Genomic DNA, 25,841 nt, shown 5'->3' on the forward strand with positions numbered 1-25,841 from the left:
GTCGCCCTCCTGCTTATCCTTCAGAATGGGAAGGAGATGAGATCATGTTCTTGAAGCACTGGACCGCTGTTGCAAAGCTAGTGTGCATTGCGGTCATTCTTTCCTTGCTGTTTACAGCCTGCACGGATACCAAGCCCCAGGTGACTCCAGTCGCCTTGACAATTCAGAGCCAGCAGAAAGTGCCGAGTGTACGAACGGAGCAAATATTTGATAAGCAAGTTGGTAAAGGACAACTGACCATCCGTTATTTTTATTTGGATGGAGATAATTTGATGGGTGACAGCTTTTTGATTGTTTCTCCGGATGGCAAGACGATGCTGGTAGACGCTGGACTGCCGGAAGTTGGACCGCAAGTGGTGAATTATTTAAATAAGCTTGGAATTGATTCACTAGACATCGCACTGAACACCCACCCGCATATTGATCATATCGGGGGATTCGCCACCGTGGCGAAGGAGAAGCCAATCAAGTCTTTTTATATGGTGAATTTGCCGTATACCAAATCGTCCGCTTACAACAATGCCATAGCCCCTCTTCAAGCGAAGCAAGTTCCTATGAAAACGCTTGAGGAGGGAGATGTATTCCTACTGGGCGAGCATGTGCGATTCGAAGTGCTCAGTCCACCCAAGGGAGCGTTGCCCGAATCGGTGAAGACATTTTCCGCTCCGGAAATTAACGATTATTCCATGGTGCTTAAGATGACTTATGGTGAACGTACATTCTTGTTTACCGCTGATATCTACAAGCACCGGGAAATTGAGCTTACCTCTTCCCCCTGGAAAGAGAAGCTGAAGTCAGACATGATGGATATTCCTCATCACGGCAGCGAATCAACCTCCTCATCCGAGGCGTTCCTGCAGGCCGTTTCTCCGCAGATCGTCATCATGAGTCAAAACCTGTTCCAAAGCCCAAACCTGCTGGAGCGCTTGGAGAAAAAAGGCGCGAAGGTTTACTCCACCGGCATGCACGGCAATATTATGCTTCGCTCCGATGGTAAGACGATGAACGTAACGACGGAAAAAGATTGGTTAAGGAGGAATCATTGATGTCGAAACAGGAACAGGAACATGTGGAACAACCAACACGTCAAATTAGCAGAAGAAAATTGCTTGCCTCGTTGGGATTGACAAGTGTAGCCCTTGCGGCCGGTACTAGGTTATTCGAATCTACTTCTGGTGTTTCTGCCAATTCGGTAACTGAAGAGGTCTACGGTCGGAAAAGCCATCCTATCTTTACGACGGAAATAGTATCAATGAAAAATGTTCGTGATTACGGTGCTGTCGGGGATGGCTCAACCGATGATACCGCCGCAATTCAGAATGCATTGAATCAAGCGCTTCAAGGGACGGGCTCTCATATTCACATTCCTAAAGGGACCTACAAAGTCACAGACACACTGCGGATCTACCGTCATACACGTCTGACATTAGATGCAGATGCCAAAATTCTACGCTGCCATGATCATTCATTTTTAGTAAATGGAGATAACGGCCCTGGCTTCCAAGGCTACGAAGGGCATGGAAATTTATGGATCGAAGGCGGTATTTGGGAAGGGAACATCCTCCAGTATCCTGATACCTATAATGGGTTCGGCATGGCCAGAGGCAGGAACATCATAATCCGCAACATCGAAATGCGAGATGTCGTTACCGCTCACGGTGTCGATATGAACGCTTGCGAAAACGTCGTAATTGAGAATTGTCGGTTCCTTGGATATCGGGATAGTACGCCAGATCATTCCAGAGATTATGCGGAAGCGATTCAATTAGCCAATCATACGCAGGAAGGTTTTAGCCAAATGGGAGCCTTCGACGGAACCCCATGCCGCAACATTACTGTCCGAAGCTGCTACTTCGGGGCAAGCGGCACACCGGGTACACAAGCATGGCCTGCGGGTGTAGGCAATCATTACGCCGTTTATGACCTTTATAACTCGAATATCAAAGTAGTTGACAATACCTTCGAAGGTATGACTTTTGCCGGGGTACGCAGCTTCAAGTTCGCTGAACTATTTATCTCGAACAACTTGTTCCTCAATTGCAACAGGGGCGTTATGCTGTCAAATCCGGCGGGAAATACCAATTCGTCCAAAGATGCTGCTGGTAACCAAACCGGTCTACCGCAGTCCAGTAAAAATATTGTAATTTCTGGTAATATATTTAAGGGGACGCAGCTCGAAACGATTTATTGCGTAGGATGGCCCAAAACGGCTTTGATACATGCCAAAGTGGAGTCGGTTATCATCGAGGGCAATGTGTTCGCGCAGGGATCGTCCAGCAAGAACTGCATCAACCTGCGATGGGTGCATCATGTGAGCATTACCGGCAACTTGTTCCGCAACCAATATCGTGGAATCTGGATATCTTACGTAACCAAAGCAAGTATCAGTCATAACGTCTTTCAGGACATCATTACGGAGGCTTTATTCTCCGAAGAACCAGACGCAGATTACAAAAACCGCGGACTCACAGCCGACATTCAGGTACTTCATAATCAGATCGATCGCTGCGGCAGGACCGGTATTTATATTCAAAGCATGGAGAAGTTCCAGATTATTGGAAATATCATTCATTCCCCGGCAACTGAAACTAACAATACGCGAAGTGGCATCCTTGTTGCGAATTCAGCTAAAAAAGGGAAGGTCGCAGGCAATCATATTACTAAAGCTTTGACCGGCAACCAAAACCAATATGGCATAAGCGTTACCAGTACTTGCAGCGATGTGCAAGTCGCTGACAACATCGCTGAGGGCATGACGGCCGCCGTGTCTGTTCAAGGTTCCACGAACTTTGACGGAATTTACTTACATAGTCCGAACGGAATACGGTATAAGATGACCATTGGTAACGATGGCGTTATGATGGTTAGCCCCGCATAAGTAAGTATTTAAATACAAGCCCCGGGTCACCGCTTTTTCTAAAGAAGCAGGCTAAACCGAGGCTTGTTTTTTAGTCGGTTCGTCAACAGTTCGTCAACAAGGAAAATTTATGAAGCTGTACTACTGCATCTTCTTCATCTGTTATAAAACAAAAAAACCCTTAACTAGTAAGGGTTCCCTGCCTTTTTCAGTCTATGAAATTTGATTTACCGATAATCACTTCAATACTTTATTTGTAAATCATTTAACAGCCAGTTTGGTTTCCACCAATTTCGCATGGTCCAATAAGGTTTGCAGCGGAGTATCGAATTGGTACTCCAGAATGGATCGAAATGAATGCTTCATACTTTTTAATGTGTCGAAGATAGGATCCCACAGAATGGTACCCTCCCCTATGGGCTGATGCAGGTCGTCAATCCCATCGTTGTCATGCAGATGAACTGCGCTAAGCCGTGTGTCTAATCTGCGAAGCAGCTCTGGAGTATTCCAGCCGTTAATATGAGCATGGCCTACGTCAACCAAAGCGGATATCGTCGGAATTTCTTCAAAGAGTCTCACAAATTCATCCTCGTCGAACAAGGCGAATTCATGAAATCCTACATTTTCTACAGCAAGGTCAATGCCGAGTTTCTTCGCGACCTCGCCCAATCGTTTCAGATTGTCGATCGATCTCGCTTGCGACTGTTTCCGGTTAAACAGCATCGTGGAATACAAGCTCGGATGCAGAACCATCTGCTCAGCTCCGATTCGAGCTGACCATTCCAGACACGATTTGTATACCTCATAGGAGTATTGGCTGATGACCTCGAAACGAGCAGACGCCAGGTTCAATTCCCATATTGGCGAATGGACACTAATCGGTCCTGAATAATCCTTAAATCGCAGGAACTCCTCATTCCAGTTGGTAGGTTCTTCCCAATTGGGGCCATCCATTGGAATTTCCAGTCCGCCAGACCACTGATCCAATAATTCCTTGCAATCCTCAATCCGCTTCATATAAGGCAGTAGGTTGATCAATACAGTCATAGTATCCCTGCTTTCTTTGGCAATAAATATTATATTCTAAATGGAGTTTAGTTGATTCGGCGGTCATGATCTACATACATATTCATGTATGTTTATCTAGTTCTTGGATTCAAAAAAATGGATAGCTACCCAAACGAAAGAAACCTCCACCCTGACCATCAAATCGTCTCACGACATATTGGTGGCGGTTGCTGATCCCACGCTGGAAGCTACATTAATGGGTGCGGTTCCGCTATAAGCTCCGACCAGGTTGTTGCCTGCATACATAAACAGGGTGGTGTCTGAAGTCGTATATAACAGAGTTGCCGGTTTGGTTGTCTGATTGCTCCAGAACAAATTCCCATTGAAAGAACCCTTCGTCGAACCTGCGGAGAATTCGGCCGCTTTCTGTCCGGATGCTTTGGCGGTATTGCGAAACAGGTTGAAATTCATCATCCATCGGTCCGAGCTGCTAGTGACGAAAATCCCCTTGTTCTGTACCTCGGTGAAAAGATTACCTGTTACAATCGCATCATTGGAATCGTTCGTAGCTTGCAGGCCACAGATTCCGGATCCGGAAACCAGATTGTAGGATAGCACCAACTGATTGCACGTATCGATATAAATGGCGTAGTTGGAACCTGTAATGAGATTTTTATCGACCATACAGTTTACCCCACGAAATAACCTTACTCCGAAACCACCGGCACTCGCCTGAAGAACATCGCCGCTAGCTATCATTCCGTATACGTTCCAGCTATCCGCCGCATAGCCGCCGAATAAAATGCCATCGGTCGAACCATCTGCCATCGCTACAGAATTCCCGGTGACTTTGACGTTATACAAATTGCGTGCTTGAGTTATCGCAGCGCGAACTTCCACTACATGGCTGACCCGCCAACCGCACCGAATACCTTCAAAAATTTTCGCCGAGACATTTGTGTATCTCCCAGTTTTCGCTTCATACGAACCTCCTTGGATTAGTTTACATCGATCCGACAGTTTAAATAAAAATGGTCAACTTTCAGAAAGATTGTAACTTCTCAACACCTCCCTCCATCAGATAGAATTGAATTAGAATTACAACAAAGGAGCCCCACTATATGAACTTACTGGTGCACAAACTGCGGATGAATTCCTTGTTTATGAGAATGCTTGTCTACTTCTTTACTGTCATGGTATTGTTCTCATCATTTAACCTATGGTCATTTACAGTCTATAGCAAAAATGTAGACAATGAGATTGTAGCTTACAATCGCGCCATGATTAAGAATTCAGTCGATGGACTAGAGAATCAGTTCAAAATCTGGCGTGGACTCATGCTTAGCCTCCAGTTTGATGAACGTGTGCAGGCAATCGAGCGTCAAAGCTTGCAAGACGGTAAAGCTTCACTTGATTACACTATGGTCGCAAATACAATCCAGAATCTTCAGACGATGGTCTCTCAGCCCACGTATTTGTTCGAGAACGTCATGATCCTATACAAGAAAGCGGGATTTTTGTTAGAGAAAGAGGCTTTGGTGGATGCAGACCGTATGTTCTCGCAATATTATGTGAACGAAATGTATCCCCTGTCCTACTGGTATCGCAAGGACGGCCTTACATCCGATCTGACCCCAGCCCCGAGCCGACCTTTTCGGGTTGGGATAAGTCAAGCCCTTAAAACCTTAATGCCTGTTGAAATGAACTTGCCAAACAGCACCTATAGCATCATTGCTATGATTGATATGGAGAAATGGTTTAAGGCCAACCATAAAATCCAAGGCTCTTTGCAATTTATTCTTCATTCAAACGGTACCGTTATGTATCAATCTGAACCAAATTCTGAAATCATTCCTTCTTGGACTGGAAATTCCGATTGGTTCAAAGATCATGGAAAATATTTCTTTTTCGAAAAAGGCCCAGCAACCGGCTTTACTTATGTGACGGTCATTCCAACTTCACAATTAAATGCAAAAATTATACGTATGAACGAAATAGCACTGATATTATTCATAGTTACTGTAACTCTTGCTCTATTAGCTTCCTGGATGTTTAGCCAAAACATCGATCGCCCAGTTAAACGGATCATGAAGGCGATGAAGCAATCGGAGACGGATTCCTTCCCCAGTCATATCCAGGAATTCAGTGCTATTCAGGATCATTTCGTGGGCTTGCTGCATGAAAAAAATCAGATTAGCCGGAAGCTTATGAGCAGCAGTTCGATGTTAATCCAATACAGCTACATAGTCCGGCTTAAAAATTTATCTCTGGACAGTCATCAAGTTGGTGAAATGCCCGTCAAAGAAGGCAACTTCCAGATTGTTGTCTATCAATTACGATTTCGCCAGTCTGTGAAAAGCTCTTTTTCATCGGGTCAAATAGCTAAACGCATTCGGGACATGATTGGCACTGTCCTCTTGTCCCAATTTCCTGACTCGACAACATTTCAGATGGAACACGACCAACTGCTCTCCGTAATTCATAACAATAACGAGCAGTCGGACGCGCTGCGGAATTGCTTCCAAGAGCTCAAGCAAATCTTTGATCAAGACACCCAAGATTATCTGGTTACAATTGCCATTAGCCCTCTAATTACTTCCTCGGAGCAATTCGATCAAGCTTATGTGGAAGCTCTGCGTCTCGTGTTACAATCCAGACCGCTTGAAGAGACGCAAATTTTGTGCGACCATCTCGGTTCCGAGGATTTTGTAGGTTTCACGATGGATCAAGATCAAGAGTTTTACGTGCAATTGCAGACGGGCAATGAGATGGCTTGCCATCACTTGATCGACCGCGCCCTTGATGAAAAACTGACGCTCTCGACAACGTCTCGTCAAATCTACGCTTTTGCTGAGTATGTTCTCGTACGTACTAAGAAAACCATGGAACTACTCAAAATACCGATGCCCCAGTCTTTGGAAAACTATTCCCAACAGATTTTGGAGTGCGTTACGCTGGAGCAATACAAACAACTTTTGAAAACGGCTATAAGCGAAGCGACAAGGGCTGTTACTTTAAAACGGGAAGAAAGCTACGATCTGATTAACTATGTCATGGTCTTCCTTGAGAATCATTACCAGGAGGATATCTCACTGGACCTTCTCGCTTCCAAATTAAGCATGTCGCCGAGCTACCTCTCGGTGTATATTAAAGAAAATACCGGCAAAAACTTTATTGATCACCTGAACGGCATTCGTCTGAGCAAAGCCAAACAACTGCTGCTGGAATCCACGTTCACTATACAAGAGATTGGGGAGGCAATTGGGTACCGAAATGGCACCTCTTTCATCCGGATGTTCAAAAAAGAAACAGGACTTCCTCCGGGTGATTACAGAAAAACGATGTTACGCAGTAATCCACAGATTAGTCATTAGCCTTTTACTGAGCCAATCAGGGCTCCCTTAACAAAATATTTCTGAATGAACGGGTATACCATCAAGATCGGAAGCGTAGCCACTATGATCGCCGCGTATTTCAAAGCAGTCTCGACGATGGTAATCCCGCCTGCAATCGGCCCTGAGCTGCTGGACGTCTCGCCGGAGAGGACTAAATCGCGTAATATAATCTGGAGAGGGAATAAGTGCTGATCACGTAAGTATAAGAGAGGTCCGATAAATCCATTCCAAATACCGACCGCGTAGAATAAACCGATGGAGGCCAGAACTGGCTTGGACAGAGGCAGCACAATTCTGAACAGAATCCCAATGTCGGATAGACCGTCGATTCTACCGGACTCCTCCAACTCCTTCGGCGTGCCCATGAAGAAAGTGCGCATAATCAGCAAGCTCCACGTCGAGACCAGACCAGGCAGCACCATGGACCAGATCGTATTGACCAAGTACAGCTGCTTGACTACCAGAAAGGTCGGAATCATACCTCCATTAAAAAACATGGTGAACACGACTAGCAGAATAAACGTCTTGTTCAACACCATTTCCCGCTTTGACAACGGGTACGCTCCAATTGCCGTCACCAGCAAACTGCACATCGTACCCAACATCGTATAGACCAGCGTATTCTTGTAGCCTGTCACGATCCTCCCGTCCTGGAAAACGTATCGATACATATCCAGATTTATTTCTTTCGGCCAAAGCCAGACTTCTCCTTGAGTAATTGGCCTTGCTCCGCTGAGTGAGATAGCCATCATATAGAGAAATGGATACAAGCAAGCAATCATGACGCCTATCAGTAAAATCACATTCACATAGTCGAACCAAGTTCTTCCTTGCGCCATACCCTTTCCCCCTACCACAAACTGTTGTCGCTGATTCTTCTGCTAATCCAGTTCGCAGACAGAATGAAGCTGAAACTGATGATACCTGTGAATAAATCGATGGCTGTTGCGTAGCTATACCTTCCTTCTGACAGTCCCACACGATAGACGTAAGTGCTTATAATATCCGCTGTGCTGTAAACAACCGGAGTGGCTAGCAAATACACTTTTTCAAAGCCTATCTCAAGGATTTTTCCAATTTCGAGAAGCAGTATAATGATGATAGCCGGAGCAATACCCGGGAGCGTAATATGCCGAATCATCTTCCAACGGTTCGCTCCGTCGATCCGCGCAGCCTCATATTGTTGAGGGTCTACGGCGCTTAGAGCAGCCAAATAAATGATAGTCCCCCAACCGATATGCTGCCAAATATCGCTGGATACATAAATCGTGCGAAACCAGGAGGACTCCACCATAAAATTAATCCGTGTGATCCCTATAAAATCCAACAAAGAATTAATCATTCCATTCCGTGGAGACAGGAACATCGTAACGATGCCGGCCACAATGACATTTGATATAAAATGCGGCATATAGCTGACGGTTTGCACGAAGCGTTTGAATATCGAATTACGCACTTCATTAATCAGCAAGGCTAAGAGAATCGGTGCGGGAAAGCCGAATAGCAGCTTGTAAAATCCCAATAGGAACGTGTTCCTTAGTACGGAGAAAAAGTCCGGACTTTGTATAAACAGTTGGAACCACTTAAAGCCCACCCAATTACTTTCCATGATGCCTTTGTAGAGGTTATAATCCTTGAACGCTATAATAATTCCGAAAATAGGCACATATTTGAAAATCAAATAATAAAGCAGACACGGCAAAAACAACAGCAGCAGATATTTATCGCGCTTTAGGTTGCGAACCCATGAATATGAGGCACGTGTTGTCATAATCCCTCCGATTGCTAGCTTGTCATTCGGTTATAAGGAAAGCTCCTTCTCATCAGGAATACCTGGTTTAAAGGAGCTTCCCCGGGTAACATTAAGTTATTTACCGTTCAAAAACTTTTGATTGCGCGCATAGGCAGCCTTATTCACTTCCATTAATTTATCGACGCCCAGCCGCTGAATTTCGGCTACGTATCCCGGCCACTCATCGAAGCTTTTTTGCCCCAAGATAAACTTTGCAATTTGCTCATCCCGGTATTTGGTTATCGCTGCATTGGTGGTGGTCAGGATTTCGTTTTCCGCTTCGGTATAGGCTAAACGTGGCTGTAGCTTAGCTTCGTTGCCTTGTTGAATCTTTTTCAATGCATTATTCATCTTGTCAGAATTCATATACGCATAAGCGTTCATATCTACGATTAAATGAGACCCATACGTGGCAATACCGGTTTTGGTACGAATGTCCCCAAAATTGGCGAAATCCGGCTTGAATTTCCGTTTTCCGCTCTCTGTCGTATAGGTTTCGCCTTCTTTACCCCAAGTCACCATATCGATGCCTTCAGGCGAAAATAAGAAGTCGAGGTAACGTAGCGCGGCATCCTTGTTTTTGGACTTGGCGGCTACCGCAAAACCATTCGACAACAGACCTCCATAAGCGTTGAATGGTTTGCCGTTGGCCCCACCTTTAGGCGGCGCCATAAAATCAAGGCTGAATTCCGCAGGCGACTTCTTGAGTGTGACTGGAAGTTCATCCATGGTTCCGACGTAATCACTGGCAATAAAGCCTTTGTTTTGTGCCATAAGATCGTTGAACTGATCTCGTTTCATTGCCATGAAGTCAGGAGGAATCAAACCTTCTTTGACAAACTTGTTAAGCGTCATCAGCATACTCTTGAAATTGTCTTCGGTCGGACCATAACGCCATTCATTCTTCTCATAATCCACATAGGAACCGTACCAAGTATTGAATGCAGGAGCAATGTTAGTTAAGGCAGTCAAATTATCGAAAATAGCCACAGGATAGCTAGTCGGATACAATTCCTTGAGCTTTTTGGATACGGTGTACATTTGATCCCAATCCATAGGAGGGGTTAAGTTATTTTTCTTAAAGATATCGTCTCTGTACAACCAGGACCGTCGGGACCACTGCTCCAGGCCATAATGCGGCAGATAATAGCTCTTGCCGTCAGGCGAAAGGGTAGCCGCCTTGACCTCTGGATGCTGTTCGAGAATTTTTTTGTAATTCGGCATTTTGTCTAAGTTCTCAAAGTAGTTCAGCAGCGCGCCGCTGTTGCCGTTATTATTCGCTGCCGTAAGGCTGGGCATAATAAGCAGGTCAGGCATATCTCCTGAAGAAATGGCCAGATTCACTGCAGTGGTATAGTCGCCTGACGGAACCGTAACCTTGAAATCAATGTTCGTCTTTTCCTTAATATACTTGTAGATGGGCCAATCTTCTTTATATGGCCATAACGGATGCTGAGTTGTCATCATTTTCAGCGTAGCCGGCGGATTAGCTGCCGGAGCTTTTGTAGCGGCTGCAGGACTCTCGGCCTCCTCCTTTCCGCACGCTGCCATCGTTCCCGCCAAGACAACAACTAAGCCTAGTTTCGCAATCTTCGAACTTTTCCACATTGCTTAACCCTCTCCTTAATGTTCAGCTGCATTCGCTTACAGTTCAATTGTATATAGCGCTTCTTGTTTAAACCACATACATGTTCTCGAAAAGTTCTCTCGATTTTTGATTATAAAAAATAGGTAGTTATCAAATACACGGTAATCTCACTCTATAACAACAAAATAAGGCAAGTTGGAATCAAACGTCCCCCTTGCCTTCTGTATTTTAATGGCTCCGCTCCCCATACAAACGATCTGCAGCTTATTGTGCTGCGAATTGGAGAATTCGCAAAGCAGGATTAGGATTGTTACAGGTCATCAAGGTCGCTCCGCAACCTAACGAATAATACACTTCTTTATCCGTGTCAGGACAATAACACCACGTCAACAGCCCCATGTCCTGAAACTCTTCAACTAGCTTCGGCGTCATCAGTGCCACACTGATCCCTATCGCCCACATTTTTGAATAGGTACCGCCTTCACCGAAAACGAAGTTTGACATGCATTCTGCGGGAAAGCCCTGCGTTTTTAGCTTATACCTATCATGCATGTAAGCGATAATGTCTCCATCAAAACAGGTAAATACACATCGCGAAAGATAGCCATAGTCCGTAAGCATAGCGACGGCCTTATCTACAATTTCCCTGGCATCGGCACCTTTTTTAATTTCGACGTTTAACAAGATCTCCGGATAGGGTTTAAGCAGTTCGCAAAGCTCGTCGAATGTAGGAATTTTAAGTCCCTCAAAGCATGGACTAAACCATCCGCCTGCATCCATTTGCTTTAGCTCAGCCAGATTAAAATCACGAAGCTTGCCAGAGCCATTGGTAGTACGCTCCAGTGTCTCATCGTGAAACACCATAACTACGTGGTCTTTGGACATTCGCAAGTCAAATTCCAGCATACCTACCCCCAATTCCAAGGCTTGTTGAAAGGCAAGGAGTGTATTTTCCGGATAGGCAGATTTATATCCTCTATGACCGGCAACGATAATGGTCGGATCATTACATAAGCGTTCTATCATACTGACACATTCCTTCCTAGCATCCTGCATTCCTACATTACTGATTGCTTATGCCGTATACACCGTGATGCCATAATCCTGAAACGGTTTGAGCTCTTGTTCAGGGGTTTCCTTCCCTGTTATAAGCGTATGAATTGAGCTATTGGGAACTACCGTATGAAGAGACAGTTTTCCAATTTTGCTGTCATCTGCAACAACTATGATTTCCCTTGCCGCTTTGATCATCCCCTGTTTAGCCGGAACGAGTAGAGCTTCTGGATGCATTAATCCATAATGAGGATCTATAGCGGGAATGCCAATGAAAGCCTTCTCAACATGTAAAGAATTCAATACTTGATCTGTAAACATACCATTTAGCATATAACTGGAAGGGTACAGATCCCCCCCGGTCAAAATAACTTTAATCCCTGCAGCATCTTTCAACTCCGCAGCTATATTGATATCGTTCGTTACTACCGTAATATTGGATCGATGTACTAAATTTTTGGCAATATGCAAGGTTGTAGTCCCCGAATCGATGATGATGTGTTCACCATCCTCCACTAGACTGGCCGCCAACTTACCAATTCGCATCTTTTGATCCACACGTGTATTCGATCTTTCGTTGAAATTCGGCTCATCATGCGTCCATTGATCGATGGTGGCTCCGCCATGAGTCCTTTTGAGAAGACCTTCCTGCTCAAGATCCCCCAAATCACGTCGAATCGTCGCATCATGAACACCAAACTCTTGTGCAAGTACTGCAACAGTAGCGATCCGATATTGCCTTACATACTCAACAATCCGTAATTTCCTCTCTGCCGCTAACATGGGGACCCCCTCTTGCGTAAATTCGTTCATATTCACGCAATTTCGTTATATTTTTGTTCATATATGCCCGTAAGATTAATTCAAAGCCTCTTACTTGTCAATATAAACTAAATAGGCCTAAGGTTTATCGCTGGCCGTCACCGGAGATTACCAGTGAAAATCAAGCAAGGTTTTCTTCCATCCACGATGCTCCAGCGCTAGCTCCATTGCCTGGGCAAAGTCCTCTGCGGATTCTATCTTCGTTCTTTGTTCCGGGAGCAGCTTCCGCTTCAAATGATATCGAATGCTATTCAGAATTAGAAGCACAAGAGGTCACTATGGCTTTAAGCAAAGAACCATTAATGTGGAGGATTTATTGTACTGCTGCTTTAATCGGAGGTTTCAGAAGAGGAGAGTCAACAAAAGCATTTCACTTACTGAAAACGGTCAAGCTGTTCTAGGAGAACCTAAGAGTAAAAGCTCCATTTAAAAAGTGGATTTTTCGGAATGGTCTATTGAAATTATATCAAATTGAATGGGAAGAAAATAAAAAGAAGAAATGTTAGAGACTTATGGATAGGAGCAGAACATAGTTACGTATTTCACGGAGGTTTTGGCACACCATTGTGTTTTACTTATTCCTCCGAATGGTGGCAAAGGTTTACTGAAAGACACAATTTAAAAAGAATTTCACTCCACGGTTTAGGACATACAACTGCAACCATTTTGTTCGAGAAACAAACCGATATGAAAACAATTCAAGAACGACTCCGCCATGCTAATTTTGCCACGACCGCAAATATATTCACCCATGTTACTCAAAAAATCAGCCACGAAGCTGCTAATAAATTTGATGGACTGAACTCTTCACAAACTCGCGAAAAACTTTTCGTTCACAAGTACTTAAATACAACATTTGTTTGAACCTTAATCAAGTAAGTAAAAATAAGAAAAACCCTTGAGAATCAAGGGTTTTTCTTGGGATGCGGTCGGAGGGATTTGAACCCTCACGCCTTGTGAGCGCCACCCCCTCAAGGTGATGGAGTGTCTCTTAGACGCTCTGTTATAGTCAGTTAACATCTTGTTTCATAAGGCTTTTAGAATGTTCCATATTGTTCCATTTAATTACAATGAGCTACTTGTTGACGATGTTCGTCAACAAGTAGCTTTTTAATACGTGCTTTACCCGCGGTACTTTATTGCTGAGTTCAGTTAATTATATTTAGTAAAATATGCCTCAACGACTGTGTCTACGGCTATATTTTCCTCTAATACATGATTGTTATCAAGAAGCAATGTTCTTAGTTGCTGAAGTACATCAGCATTAGGACTGCGACTTCCTTTAAGCATAATCCTATAACCGAATGGTGCTTTGGCATAAAGTTTGATATGACAAGGATGCTTTAGCTTACTTATAGCATCAATAAGTCCCTCAACCATTGCCCTATTGGATGAATACCTGACTTATATGGAGATGGATCTACTTTTACATATTTATCTGTTTTTACGTCAATTATGATATATCTGTAGTATCCTGGTTTATCTGGTGCATAGTATTTTTGATACCCATTGATAATAAGCAAAACCGTTCGCATCTCATTATGGAACTGGTTCTCTTGATCAAAATGAATTTTCACATTCTCTTCTCTTCGTTTCGTGTTAAAAGCCTCATTCTCCAGTTGCTCTTTCCGAATTCGTTCTTTTCTTTCTTTATTGCTCGTAAATACGGCAGGTTTCCGAATGTATCTCTTATCGCCCATATATTCCCACCGCTGTTCTATAAAGTGCCTCCGCATCCAAAAACACAGGATTCTCCACTACTTTTGCCAATGGGTAATATTGTTTAAGATGGTCAATGATCTCGGCAGCTCCCCCGCCTCCAAGTAGCACCTCGTCATCCTTCTTCCACTTCAATGATCCTGTTCTTCCTGCAATTGCTCGAGCCATTTCAAACCTGTTCTTGCTTTTACCTGACTCCGTACCGAAATCAAATGTGTCTGACTCCTTCCCAATCTTTTCTTCATCTCGGAATGTAATTGCGTTGACTGTTCTACTACCGATATTTAAACCACGAATCATGTTGCCCGGCCTAGCATGCTTGTAAAACCCGATGTCTTCGGATTGTTCCATTGGGAGATTACGAAGAAAGGGTTGCTTGAACATGCAAAGAGAATCCAACAACACAACAACATTTCCTATCGTTGATTCAAAACTCAGTTGTTTTGCTATCCGTATTTGTAATAGTCAAACTCCACTTGGATTCAGATACAGGAAGCTTGCTTTTAAGGGTAATTCGATAAAGAGTAGTGCCCCATACCGCTTGCAAATTGGGATCGGACACGACAATTTCTTCTTTAGATGCGGCTAGTAAACTTTTATCATAATCCATCTGCACCTGGCTGTCTTCTGTGCTCTTTAAGACAATAGTACCATTCTCTTCTATTTGAGGATCCCATGGGGTAATAAAGTGAAGCTTGATATCATCTGTAGCACAGTTAAGCTGAAAATCTTCCTCAATCAAAATTTGAGCAACCTTCTGACGCAAAAAGGTAAATGTACGCTTCCAAGAGACAATTCCCGATGATTCAGGGTATGCGGAAGCTATATTCAAAGAGAACCGGGCTGAGTCCGGAGTCGTATTGTAATATACGTCGCTCGTCTTGAAGTTACTTCCCGGCAGTTGCTGGATGCCATTTACCATGGGTACGTTGTGGTACGCCGACTGCATCGTCCAAATGTCATAACGATCCTTGCTAAACGTTTTAGCACTGTATGTTTCTACACCGACATCAATCAGATAAGGGATGCCGTCGGAATAGACCATAAAGTGACCGAGGTCATTATGATTGTGACTCTCTGCATTATGTCCGCCTTTCACTGCCAAGTAGAGCCCGCAGCTCGAACCTTCTTGCTCCCTTGCTGCCATGACCTCGATTTCGTTCAACCAAACGTCTTTTATATATGGAGCCGAAGCGTCATCCTGCAGCTTGTCTCCAACCTGGAAAAGCGCAGGTAGTACACGATGCATCGTAAGCCAGCCTGACAGAGGTTTGCCATTATGCGAAAATGCGCTTCTTGCCAAGCTAACAAGATGCTGATCCCCGATCCGAACCCCGTACCGATAAACGAGGTCTGATTCTATTTCCAGCATAGCGCTTCCATCTGCGAAATTGACGTAATAATTTTCATCAATATGGACTCTGTACAGGTATCGCCCTAACTCTTGAATGAGTGGCTCATTGTACACATTTATTTGCCCTCCAGAAGCTTCGTATAATAACTCCAAGCAATCGAATAACGATCCGGCGGCACGATGCCAGTAAACTGGCCCCTCTTCACATCCACCATCCATTTCGGAATCATTAATAAATCGATCCAAGCTGGTTATCATCTTTGTGATTCCCATAATGCGCTTCTCCTCATCCTCTTCCAATAATAAGAAGCAAAGAAGCACATTCGAATTTACCCACGGATTCCAATTGTTCATTTTTCGATTCGGATCCATACCCATCCACCATAAATCGGTACGTTCCAAATACGGATCAAGAATACGACGATTTATTTCATGTTGAATTCGCTCGCAAATGCTTGTGCTGACTTCATCAAACGACTCTTTTAAAAGGTAATATGTCGTAGCAAGTAAGCTCGCCGTCTCGCCTGCGCATAAATCAATAAACACATCCGTTACATCAGGTAGCGATAATTTGGCGCTAGCCTTGGATAAAACCATATGGGAAGGGATGATCCATGTGGTTTCTTCACAGATGCTCCATATTCCGTTAATGATTATATCCAGAAAGCGGCCGCGCCCCTCGATACACTCTGCCAAAACTAGCGTAGCTAGCACAACTCTACGTTCTCTTAATTTATGTTCATACCGCACAACGTTGCCTTCTCGCGTGTATGCCAAAAAGTCGGTAGCAGAAAGCGGAAGCCAAGGATATGCCAGGAATTCCTCTCCTCTAGTAACCCAATCCTGCTTTACAGATTCATTGAGGGATTGCCACATGTCCCTATCACTGAATTTAGGATATGGAAAATAATTCATCTGCGGAAGTAACAGATTCTTTAGATTATCCAAATAACGTTCTTTTAGCATATTCGCACTCCTCTACTTTATCTCTACCAGTATCCCTTCAACCCTTTTTCCATACGCACAAGAGCTTCCAAATAATAATAGTCGCCCCAAATCATATAATCGTCTGGTCCGCTGTTTCCGCGTACGTGATACGAACCATGCTGCAATAAGCCTTCGGCATCGGGCAAATGCATTGTCGAGTAATTCTCGACAAGTGATGTCATGGAACGCTGAAGTCCAGCCTCGAGCAATGGTCGATCAGCGTCATCTGCCTCAAGTACATCCAGAAGCTCGAGCAAGCCCGCTGCAACAATCGCCGAAGCGGAGCTATCCCGCGGTGTGTTCTCTTCAATTGGAACGTCGAAGTCCCAGTATGCGACATGGTCTTCCGGTAAATGCTCTAAAAAGTATTTAGCCAATTCTTTCGCCGTCTGCAAGAAAGCTTTATCTTTTGTGTAACGATAGCTAAGGGCAAATCCATAAATACCCCAGGCTTGTCCCCGTGTCCATGTTGACCCGTCTTCATAACCTTGATGCGTTCCCCCGTGCAATGCATTGCCATTTGTTTGATCAAAATAAAACGTATGATAAGAGGAGTAATCCCCTCGAACCAGAAAACGACGGCTTTTATGCGCATGACGGTAGGCTATATCATAAAAATCTTTCTCGCCTGTTTGTTCATAAGCCCAAAATAATAGCGGGAGGTTCATTAAACAGTCGATGATAATGCGTCCTCCATTTTTGGGATCGCCTTCTTTTCCCCATGCTTGAATAGCGCCAATCGCAGGGCGCCAACGATCTCTAAGCTCGCGGGCCGCTTGCAAAGCTACAGCCCGAGCCTTTTCATCTCCGGTAATCATCCACTGCGCGGTAGCAGAAAGTGAATATAGAAATCCCAAATCGTGATGGTCGAGATGGTAATGTTGATCCAAGCGCTGACTAAAGTTTTCCAAAAAAGACTCCGCGCTTTGTTTAAACTCCTCATCTCCGCTGTATTCATAAGACAACCACATCATACCGATATAAAATCCTTCTATCCAATCACCGTTTTCTCCCCATTTGTATCTTTGATTTTCCGTAATATGGGGGAGCAGTCCAGGATGGTTATGGATATTATTTTTTATTTTTTGCATTGCATCTTCAATTGCCGAGCGCCACATGAACTCCACTTCCTTTTTGTTGAGTATCATTCAACAGTAGTTGATAGTAGTCGTGTAATGAAATAGACTGCCCATGATTCAGACGAGATTGCTCAGCCGCAAAAGCCATTAAGTGACTTCGAACAGATGCGGAAGCGGAGGTAAGACTGTCACCGCCGTTGTAATTGCGAACCTCATTTAGAAAGCGCTTCATAATCCCGCTGTCTCCCCCTCCATGTCCGCTTGTCTGCTCAGCAATCTTTATTTCAGTTTCCTCATGAGTCAAGAAATCCATCAGCTTGATTCTTCCCTCTTCACCGCGGATTTCTCCTCTTGTTCCCATGATCTGAATACGGCGCTCCTGGTGTCTTGTGAACCCGGACATACTGAATATCGCAGTGGCGCCATTGGCGAAGTTCATATTGACTACCTGATGGTCAACCACGTTATTGTCAGATTGATAAACACAGCGGCCATAGTCGTTTTCCTGCAAACATTTAATAATATTTTCTCGCGTTTTTTCTTTTGTAAAATGTCCTGCCCACCCTAACCCTTCGCCTAAATAAAATCTAGGAGCCGAGTAAGGACATTGCGATTCCACGGCGCAGCCGTCCAAACAGCGCGAAGTAGAACCCTCGGGAGCATTCCCTTTATGAAAATGCATGAGGGATCCATAAGAGCTCACGTGCGTACAAGGCTGATCCATCAGCCAAGAAATCGCATCCATATCGTGGCAGGATTTAGCCAAAATCATCGGACTTGATTTGTCAGAATTGTTCCAGTTGCCCCGAACAAAGCTGTGCGCGATATGCCAATAGCCTACGTTCTCATTTAGCTGAATGGAAACAATTTCGCCTATTCTTTTTTCAGTTATCAGCCTCTTAATCGTTTGCCAAAACGGAGTATACCGAAGCACATGGCAAATCGTCAGCAGCTTTCCTGCTTCTTTCGCTGCTTGCTCCATTCTCACGCATTCAGCTGGCTCCGGAGACATCGGCTTCTCAAGCAGAACATGATAATCCTTACTGAGCGCCTGCAAAGTCGGCTCAAAGTGCATGCGATCCTGTGTACAAATTAATGCAAAATCTGCAAGCTTTGGCTGGTCCAAAATCTCTTCCCACGAGGAGTAACAATTCTCTTGTGGAATGCTGTGCTCCCGAGCAAATATCTCAAGCCGTTCCGGATCGGGCTCCGCTACGGCGACAAATTTCAATTCATGAGGGAAATCGAGTGCATATGGCGCATAGCTTCGTGCTCCACGCGCTCCGGCACCAATCAATATAGCTTTCATTTGCTGCATATCAGTCTCTCCTCTAAATAGATATATGTTTACGATAGAATTGGCTCACTTCATGTGGTCATTGTTGCAAAGTCTTTACATGCTTTGACCTGTATTCCCCTGGCGTAACTCCAGTAAGTCGCTTAAATGCGCGTATAAAATTTTGCGAGTTGTTATAGCGAAGCCGGTCGGCAATATCCGTCACTTTTAAATCCGTTTGCGCGAGTAATTCCTTCGCTTTATCAATTCGAAAGGCGATCACGTAATCGGTAAACGTTACGCCAACCTCCTGCTTGAATATGCTGCTGAAATGTGAAACCGGCATCATGACCATTTCTGCGAGAAACGGCTGGGATAAGTCTTCATCATAATGTTCGTGAATGTAGCGAAGAACTTTATCCGCGATTAACGAGTTCCGTTCACTTCGCAAATGACGAATATGAGTAATAATCGTCGGGAACATGACCTTCTTGAGCCATTGAACAACGTGTTCCATCGTCTTAAAACCATTTACGGTCTGGTAGACATTTTCTTCAAACAGCGTTGGCCCTTCCTTGGGGTCAAGTTCATATAACGTACGCATTGTCGCTGCGACAAGCTGAACGAAAGATTGACGGACATGGTCTGTCGTTAGCGAACCTTTCATTTTTAACGATACAGCGAAATCATCGACCGCACTGCTTGCTTGTTCAATATTTCCAAGTCTTAGATTTGTTAATACCGATTGCTCTTGCTCCACCGGATACGTTAACGTAGTTGCTTCCGGATTAACCTGTTCAATAAATAGAACCGTACCCGTTCCTTCCAACAGCTGGTACTTAAGCGCTTCAACCGCTTCTTTATATGATCGTTGGATGTTCTCAAGCCCCAAATAGCTGTGGCCGACACCAATGGTCGCCGTTACTTTCAGCACTTGCTCGATTAAGGTTCGTATTTCTTCAGAAATACGAAATATTTCTGCTTGCAGAAGACTCGGCTCATCGCTTTCCAAGCCGTAATTGATAACAACAGCAATTTGATCGGATTGCATTCTAACCACCATGCCGTTTGTATAATGGCTGATGATCTCTTTGACAATATTAATCGCCCCATAAAAAAACAAATTAACGTCTTGCTCAGATTGGCCGCGCAGATTATCCAGCTCGATACATAATACAGTATAAAAAGGGCATTTTACCGGAATTTGATAATAATTGAGCTTTTCATAAAACTCACCGGAACGAAATGGCTCTGTAAGCAGGCGCTGAATAAAGTTGGCGCGCAAGAGCGGCATCGATTCTTTAATTTGATTTTCAAGCTCATCATTCTCTGAACGTATCGTTTCCACGTAATAATGGATGAGGCCGAACTCGTCCATTTTTCGCTGTGACGTCGGATTAAATTTTCCAATTACACGGATCGACTCGGCAATACCCGAAATAATCCGAAACAACCGCTTTGACAGCAGAATAGAAGCAAACAAGCCCATCAAGATAAGAGCCAGACAAATAATAGTAGTCGTATATTTGATAGATTGAATTGGTTTTGTCAGCTCTCTTAGCGACAGAATCGATACATACCGCCATCCATTGTAGTCCGATTCCAGCGAGCTGACCAACATCGAATCTCCGTTGATCTTGATCTTATCGGATGATTCCGGAATATCGGACGCCATCAAGTCGCGGATGGAGTGATGGCTGAGTAACTCCCGATTGAGAGGCTTATGCCAATCCGACAGAACACTCCCTGACGGTGTAAGAATCAGCATCTCACCGTTGGTGCCGGCATACAAGCTGCCAAATACATTGAAGATCGCCTGTTCGTTCAAATTGATAATCAAATAGCCAAGCGCCTGATCGGACGAAACTGGCAATCGACGTACCAAAGTAATGACATGAGACCCGCCATTCAATTCTGATCGAGTCGTATTGTGTTCATACCAAAAAAAAGGCTCTTTGCTTTCATTAATGCGTTGAAGTAGCTCCGCTCCGAGCTTGGGTGCTTCTACAATACCCTGACTTGGATTAATAGCTAGCTGCTGGCGGTTCATGTATAAATAAACGGAGTCCACATTGTCGATCAGCATTTCCATCGTATTTAATATGGTCGTTACATTTTTTAACGATTGTATATTGTCTAGAGGATCCGGCTCTTTTAAAAAATCAGTTAACGTCGGATTGAACGCTTGCTGCAAGACAATCTTGTCATTCGTTACCAGCAGCTTGTCAATTCGCTCTTGGACTTGCCGCATCGTTTCTTTGTTCGTCTTGCTGATTCCCTGCATGATACTGGAACTCGCGATAAAGTAAGTTATGAAGCCAAGTACAATGACTGGAATGATAGAAATAAGCGAAGCAGCAAGCAGTACCTTTAACTGCGTGCGATAAGTTGACTGTCTATTCCAAATTGTACGTAGCACTTTGCACCACCTTTCGAGGAAACAACTGGAAGACCATTTCCCATGAGGAAATGACCTTCCCTTGCTGATGATTATGGATTGCTTTTATTTTTTGTTTGCTTTATACCAGTCATTTACTTCCTTCGTGAGTTGACGGCCACCTTTATCCAGCCATTCATTCGCGAACTTGTCGAAATCCTCGATCGGTCTCTTGCCCATCACTACGCTGACTAAGAATTCATCGCGCAGCTTGTTCAGATCAGCACCCTTTTCGATCTGTGTAGGCGCCAGGTAATTGATTACCGGGTTTTTTACTCCTTTATCTACATCATAGTCAAACATATCATGCTGCTTTTTTTGGACTTCAGGCTCAGCTGTTTTCGCAACAAGCAAATAAGGATCGAATTTGTTTTGGGAGATCAAATTTCCAACGGCATCGGCCTTCAGCTTGTCGGTATTTACCTTTAAGGTTCCATCGGCATTCTTTGTATAATGGACGCCTTCTAATCCGTATTCCTTGAACACGGCTCCTTCATCGCTCATTTGCCAATCCAGGAAGCTGATAATCCGTTTTACTTTTTCCGGATCCTTCTCAAGCTTGGCTGGGATCGCTTGCAAACCATAAAAACCGATCTGTTCGTTCACACCCGATTTACCGGTTGGTCCAGTAACAAGCGGGATCATTTCGAATTTTGCATTCGGGTTAATTTTTGTTGTATCCGCCACAAAATGAGCATAATCACTGATGTTACCAATGTAAATACCCGCATTGCCGTTGTTGATTTTATCCCAAACCTGTGTTGTTTTCAACACAGCAAAATCTTTATCGATGGCGCCTTCCTTATACAGGTCTCTAATAAAGGTGAGCGCTTGTTTGCGCCCTGGAGTACTGGCGCTGTTCATTAGAGTGCCGTCCTCCATCACTCTCCAGCCGTTTCCGGTATCGAATGCGTGCCAAACCGTTTCGAGGAACGCAAGGTTTTCACCGACGGCAAAGCCGAACGTATCCGCTTTCCCATTTTTATCAGGGTCGTCCTTGGTAAATGCTACCGCCGTCTTAAACAGATCATCCGTCGTTTTGGGAACTGGCAATCCTAGATTATCGAGCCAATCTTTGCGAATCATGATCGCGGTAGTCGTTAATGGGCGCGGACGAGGAACTCCATAGATTTTACCATTAATTTTTACGTTGTCCCAAACTGACTTAGGCAACTTCATAATATTGGGTGAATTTTTGATATATTCGTCAAGCGCGAGGAATGCGCCTTGTTGTGTATAATTGTAGAAATCGGCTGAAGGGAATGATTCCCATACCATGAAATCCGCCATATCGCCTGACGCAACGGCGAGCTTTTCTTTTTCTTCCGAGCTATTGTTCGGGATGGCTAGTGGCTCATAATCCATGTTGAATTTATCTTCAATAAATTTCCATGCTTCTGTCTTTTGCGCCGGATTGCCGTAAAGCGGGAACATCGAGCTGATCTTGATATGCTTGCTAGTGTCTGCCTTAGCCGTAGACGAAGGCTGGGTTGAGCTGGCCGTATCATTCTTTGAGCAGCCGATTGCGGAGCCCCCAAGTATCGCTACCACCATTGAAAGGTAAAGAACGGTCTTAAATTTGCGGTTGTTGTTCATGCACTGACCTCCTGAATATAAGATGATATGGTAAAGAGAGCAATGTAAATAATTGGCTCCCTCTAAACCCGAAGGTAAATCTACCCTTTTACCGAGCCCAGCAAAACTCCCTTTGCAAAATGCTTCTGTAGAAACGGATAAATGATCAGGATCGGCACAGTTGCAACGATCGTTGCCGCCATTTTGATACTTTTGGGCAACACTTGCGTACTGGCTTCGAGCGCAGCATTTTGAAATTGCTCGACTGAACCCTCGATGATCATTTGACGCAGCAGTACCTGAATTGGCCAGAGATCGGACTTGTTTATATACATAACCGCCGAAAAATAGTTGTTCCAGTGACCGACCGCATAAAACAGTGTAAATGTAGCTAAGGCTGGCATGGATAGCGGGAGTACGACTCGAAACAGGACACCAAAATTGCGACAGCCGTCAATCCGGGCGGCCTCCTCCAGCTCTTCGGGAATACTCATAAAGAAGTTTCGCATAATGATCAGATTAAATGCGCTGATTGCGCCTGGCAAAATTACAGACCAGACTGTGTTGAGCAAATGTATGTTTTTGACAACAAGGTAAGATGGAATCAGACCGCCACTGAACAACATGGTTACGACGACTAAAAACAGAATTACACCGCGACCTCTCAGTCTTTTTTTCGAAAGCGGATAAGCCATTAAGGTTGTAAACAAGAGATTGACGAATGTACCCGTTACCGTAATAAAAATACTTACCCATAACGAATGGACAAAATGCGTATTGGAAAAAATCGTATAGTAGGCGCCCCAATCGATTGTTTCCGGCCACAGGATAAGCCCGCCTTGCAGCACCTGTTTCAATGGAGCGAGTGAGGTCGCAGTAACATATAGAAACGGAATTAGTGTGATGATCGAGAAAAGAAGAAGAATGCACACATTGCCAATATCAAAAGCTCTGCTGCCAATAGACGGTTTATAGTGTAACAAATCGGTGCCTCCTATCAGAATCAGGGGCTCTACTTGATTAGTAGACGCCTTCTTCGCCGAATTTTTTAGTCAACCAGTTAGCTCCCATAATGAGAATCAAACCAACAAAGGATTTAAATAAGCCGACAGCCGTTGTATAGCTGAACTTTCCGCCAATGAGTCCTTCACGGTACACATACGTCTCGAACACATCGCCTACGTCATTTACCGTCGAATTAAGCATGAGGAAAATATGCTCGAATCCGATATCAAGAACGCTGCCCATGCGCAATATGAGCAATATGAGTATCGTGCTGCGAATCGCCGGAAGAGTAATGTGCCAAAGCTGTCTCCACCGTCCAGCTCCATCAACGATGGCCGCTTCATAAAGCTGCGGATCGACACCTGCTAGTGCTGCAAGAAAAATAATCGTCCCCCAGCCGGCTTCCTTCCAAATGCTTTGGCTGACAATCAATCCTCGGAACCATTCTTTGGTCGTTAAAAAAGCAATTTCTGTTCCGCCGCCTGCTTTAATGAGCTCATTAATGAGACCACCCTGCGTGCCAAGCAGCATGTAAGTTATGCCGACCACGACGACCCAAGAAAGGAAGTGGGGTAAATAAATAACCGTCTGAATGAATTTCTTGAATACGGTAGCTCGAATTTCATTTAGCAATAGCGAAAGCACAATCGGAACTGGAAAAAAGAAAATTAGATTATAAAAGCTGATAAGCAGCGTGTTGCGAAGCAATAACCAAAATCCATTATAATGAAATAGCGTTACAAAATGCTTAAATCCGACCCAATCGCTTCCTGTGATTCCTTTATAAGGGCTGTAATCTTGAAAGGCAATCACAATTCCCCACATAGGGACGTACTTAAATATGATAAAAAACAAGATTCCCGGAACAAGCATGATATACAGTTCCCAGTCGTTAATCATATGAAATCGTTTCTTCTGCGAGATTGCATTCGACAACTTAACATGTTGCGCCGTTGTTGAATCCATGGTGTTTCCCCTCCCATCATTTTTCATCTCAATGTGTCTCGTCGATGATAGTCACATTAACATAAGGTTATATGTAATTAAATAATCTTTTTAAATGAGTATTGATCATAACTTGGTATCTCCATCGCTCTAAAGCAAAAATTTTAACTATTTAAACCCTAAGTCCTCCAAAACTGTTTGCTTTCCGCAAGCCAAAGTCCCCCCAAAGTAACATATTTTTTGAACAGTACACAGGAAGGAAAAGCCGCGGCTAGGCTGAAGGAAGGCTTTACTGAGGGAAGGCCTAAGTCTTACACGGAGAAGCAACTGAACCACGCTGTAGGACTGTTAGGTGACAATTCTTATAATAAAGTAGCTGCCATGACAGGGATTAGCAAGTCTACCCTTATCCGTGAGGTCAAAAGACGGAAATAGCGTTAATAATAGTACAAATTAGCCTGACGGTTATCCCGTCGGGCTAATTTGTACTTTTGGATATTTCAACAAAGACTACACACTTTAAAGTGGAAGATACCTGTTAATTTGAATAACATTGACTGTTAACGCGCAAAAAAGCCGCCTTTTATGACGGCAACGTAAATTATGGATTAGCTTTAAACAAAGGCAATGTCGCTACTTCAAAGGTAGCTAAAGAGTTAAGTCTGGCCACTTCCTCAATAACCGTAAAAGGCTATCTATTATGCTTAAGCTTTTAATGCTGTTTTGTATTGTAAAGCCTCTAATGAAAACCGCAAAGGACATTCACCTAACCTATTCGCAATACTGAAAAGATGCAATAAGACACCTTCCCTTTATTTTATTTCAAGATTAATTATAGGGTTACAGCGGATACCCTTTATTGTTAGAACCGCAAAAAGTACAAATTTCACCGACGTATTTAAACTTCTTGCAACTCGGGTTCGAACAAATCTCGGCTCAACAGTTCGTC

The 25,841-nt window shown here is 44.0% G+C and carries 21 protein-coding genes; 5 read left to right on the forward strand and 16 right to left on the reverse strand.

Annotated features, from left to right (window positions below; all coding sequences use genetic code 11):
- Positions 1 to 44 precede the first annotated feature (44 nt).
- Positions 45 to 1,046: a ComEC/Rec2 family competence protein gene (locus GC102_RS19330; protein WP_171690994.1), complete on the forward strand. Its 1,002-nt coding sequence runs from the start codon at positions 45 to 47 to the stop codon at positions 1,044 to 1,046.
- Positions 1,046 to 2,878 carry a right-handed parallel beta-helix repeat-containing protein gene (locus tag GC102_RS19335; protein ID WP_171690995.1) on the forward strand — a complete coding sequence of 611 codons (1,833 nt, stop codon included), beginning with the start codon at positions 1,046 to 1,048 and terminating at the stop codon, positions 2,876 to 2,878. Before GC102_RS19330 ends, GC102_RS19335 begins: the two co-directional genes overlap by 1 nt.
- Positions 2,879 to 3,118: 240 nt before the next feature.
- Here the strand turns inward: GC102_RS19335 and GC102_RS19340 are convergent, their stop codons facing one another.
- Together GC102_RS19340 and GC102_RS19345 are read right to left on the reverse strand one after the other, a co-directional pair.
- Complete coding sequence (locus GC102_RS19340) at positions 3,119 to 3,904, reverse strand: sugar phosphate isomerase/epimerase family protein (protein ID WP_171690996.1); 786 nt, start codon at positions 3,902 to 3,904, stop codon at positions 3,119 to 3,121.
- A 168-nt stretch (positions 3,905 to 4,072) separates the two neighbouring features.
- Positions 4,073 to 4,765, reverse strand: a complete 693-nt coding sequence (locus GC102_RS19345) for a right-handed parallel beta-helix repeat-containing protein (protein ID WP_171690997.1) — start codon at positions 4,763 to 4,765, stop codon at positions 4,073 to 4,075.
- Between the two features lie 221 nt (positions 4,766 to 4,986).
- Here GC102_RS19345 and GC102_RS19350 point away from each other — a divergent pair, with 221 nt between their 5' ends.
- Complete coding sequence (locus GC102_RS19350) at positions 4,987 to 7,239, forward strand: helix-turn-helix domain-containing protein (protein WP_171690998.1); 2,253 nt, start codon at positions 4,987 to 4,989, stop codon at positions 7,237 to 7,239.
- On the opposite strand, the gene GC102_RS19355 is transcribed toward GC102_RS19350, so the two are convergent.
- The 5 genes from GC102_RS19355 to GC102_RS19375 form a co-directional block, all read right to left on the reverse strand.
- Positions 7,236 to 8,099, reverse strand: a complete 864-nt coding sequence (locus GC102_RS19355; protein ID WP_171690999.1) for a carbohydrate ABC transporter permease — start codon at positions 8,097 to 8,099, stop codon at positions 7,236 to 7,238. The genes GC102_RS19350 and GC102_RS19355 overlap by 4 nt on opposite strands.
- 11 nt (positions 8,100 to 8,110) lie before the next feature.
- A complete protein-coding gene (locus GC102_RS19360; protein WP_171691000.1) occupies positions 8,111 to 9,031 on the reverse strand; it encodes an ABC transporter permease in 921 nt (306 codons plus the stop codon).
- Between the two features lie 96 nt (positions 9,032 to 9,127).
- Positions 9,128 to 10,660: an extracellular solute-binding protein gene (locus GC102_RS19365; RefSeq protein ID WP_171691001.1), complete on the reverse strand. Its 1,533-nt coding sequence runs from the start codon at positions 10,658 to 10,660 to the stop codon at positions 9,128 to 9,130.
- A gap of 244 nt (positions 10,661 to 10,904) precedes the next feature.
- On the reverse strand, positions 10,905 to 11,666 hold the full coding sequence (locus tag GC102_RS19370) for a glycerophosphodiester phosphodiesterase family protein (protein ID WP_171691002.1): 762 nt from the start codon (positions 11,664 to 11,666) through the stop codon (positions 10,905 to 10,907).
- 48 nt (positions 11,667 to 11,714) lie between these two features.
- Positions 11,715 to 12,476 carry a DeoR/GlpR family DNA-binding transcription regulator gene (locus tag GC102_RS19375; protein WP_171691003.1) on the reverse strand — a complete coding sequence of 254 codons (762 nt, stop codon included), beginning with the start codon at positions 12,474 to 12,476 and terminating at the stop codon, positions 11,715 to 11,717.
- A 510-nt stretch (positions 12,477 to 12,986) separates the two neighbouring features.
- Between GC102_RS19375 and GC102_RS19380 the strand changes: the two genes are divergently transcribed.
- Positions 12,987 to 13,379: a tyrosine-type recombinase/integrase gene (locus GC102_RS19380; protein ID WP_171691004.1), complete on the forward strand. Its 393-nt coding sequence runs from the start codon at positions 12,987 to 12,989 to the stop codon at positions 13,377 to 13,379.
- A gap of 488 nt (positions 13,380 to 13,867) precedes the next feature.
- Here GC102_RS19380 and GC102_RS19385 read toward each other — a convergent pair whose 3' ends face one another.
- The 9 genes from GC102_RS19385 to GC102_RS19425 form a co-directional block, all read right to left on the reverse strand.
- Positions 13,868 to 14,215, reverse strand: coding sequence for a hypothetical protein (locus GC102_RS19385; protein ID WP_171691005.1), 348 nt, complete (start codon positions 14,213 to 14,215; stop codon positions 13,868 to 13,870).
- Positions 14,205 to 14,618 carry an acetate and sugar kinases/Hsc70/actin family protein gene (locus GC102_RS19390; RefSeq protein ID WP_171691006.1) on the reverse strand — a complete coding sequence of 138 codons (414 nt, stop codon included), beginning with the start codon at positions 14,616 to 14,618 and terminating at the stop codon, positions 14,205 to 14,207. Before GC102_RS19390 ends, GC102_RS19385 begins: the two co-directional genes overlap by 11 nt.
- Before the next feature lie 43 nt (positions 14,619 to 14,661).
- The gene (locus GC102_RS19395; protein ID WP_171691007.1) at positions 14,662 to 16,554 is read right to left on the reverse strand and encodes a heparinase II/III domain-containing protein; all 1,893 of its coding nucleotides are present in this window, start codon (positions 16,552 to 16,554) and stop codon (positions 14,662 to 14,664) included.
- Between the two features lie 23 nt (positions 16,555 to 16,577).
- Positions 16,578 to 17,693, reverse strand: a complete 1,116-nt coding sequence (locus GC102_RS19400) for a glycoside hydrolase family 88 protein (protein WP_171691008.1) — start codon at positions 17,691 to 17,693, stop codon at positions 16,578 to 16,580.
- Positions 17,674 to 18,972, reverse strand: coding sequence for a Gfo/Idh/MocA family protein (locus tag GC102_RS19405; protein ID WP_171691009.1), 1,299 nt, complete (start codon positions 18,970 to 18,972; stop codon positions 17,674 to 17,676). Before GC102_RS19405 ends, GC102_RS19400 begins: the two co-directional genes overlap by 20 nt.
- Before the next feature lie 58 nt (positions 18,973 to 19,030).
- Positions 19,031 to 21,349: a helix-turn-helix domain-containing protein gene (locus GC102_RS40360; protein WP_171691010.1), complete on the reverse strand. Its 2,319-nt coding sequence runs from the start codon at positions 21,347 to 21,349 to the stop codon at positions 19,031 to 19,033.
- 84 nt (positions 21,350 to 21,433) lie between these two features.
- A complete protein-coding gene (locus GC102_RS19415; RefSeq protein WP_171691011.1) occupies positions 21,434 to 22,963 on the reverse strand; it encodes an extracellular solute-binding protein in 1,530 nt (509 codons plus the stop codon).
- Between the two features lie 80 nt (positions 22,964 to 23,043).
- A complete protein-coding gene (locus GC102_RS19420; RefSeq protein ID WP_171691012.1) occupies positions 23,044 to 23,925 on the reverse strand; it encodes a carbohydrate ABC transporter permease in 882 nt (293 codons plus the stop codon).
- Positions 23,926 to 23,962: 37 nt separating this feature from the next.
- Positions 23,963 to 24,913: an ABC transporter permease gene (locus tag GC102_RS19425; protein ID WP_171691013.1), complete on the reverse strand. Its 951-nt coding sequence runs from the start codon at positions 24,911 to 24,913 to the stop codon at positions 23,963 to 23,965.
- 219 nt (positions 24,914 to 25,132) lie between these two features.
- Between GC102_RS19425 and GC102_RS40945 the strand changes: the two genes are divergently transcribed.
- Entirely contained in the window at positions 25,133 to 25,327 is a 195-nt protein-coding gene (locus GC102_RS40945; RefSeq protein WP_512698992.1) for a hypothetical protein, read from the forward strand.
- The last annotated feature ends 514 nt before the right edge of the window (positions 25,328 to 25,841 follow it).

The organism is Paenibacillus germinis (assembly GCF_013141785.1).
GTDB lineage: Bacteria > Bacillota > Bacilli > Paenibacillales > NBRC-103111 > Paenibacillus_E > Paenibacillus_E phytorum.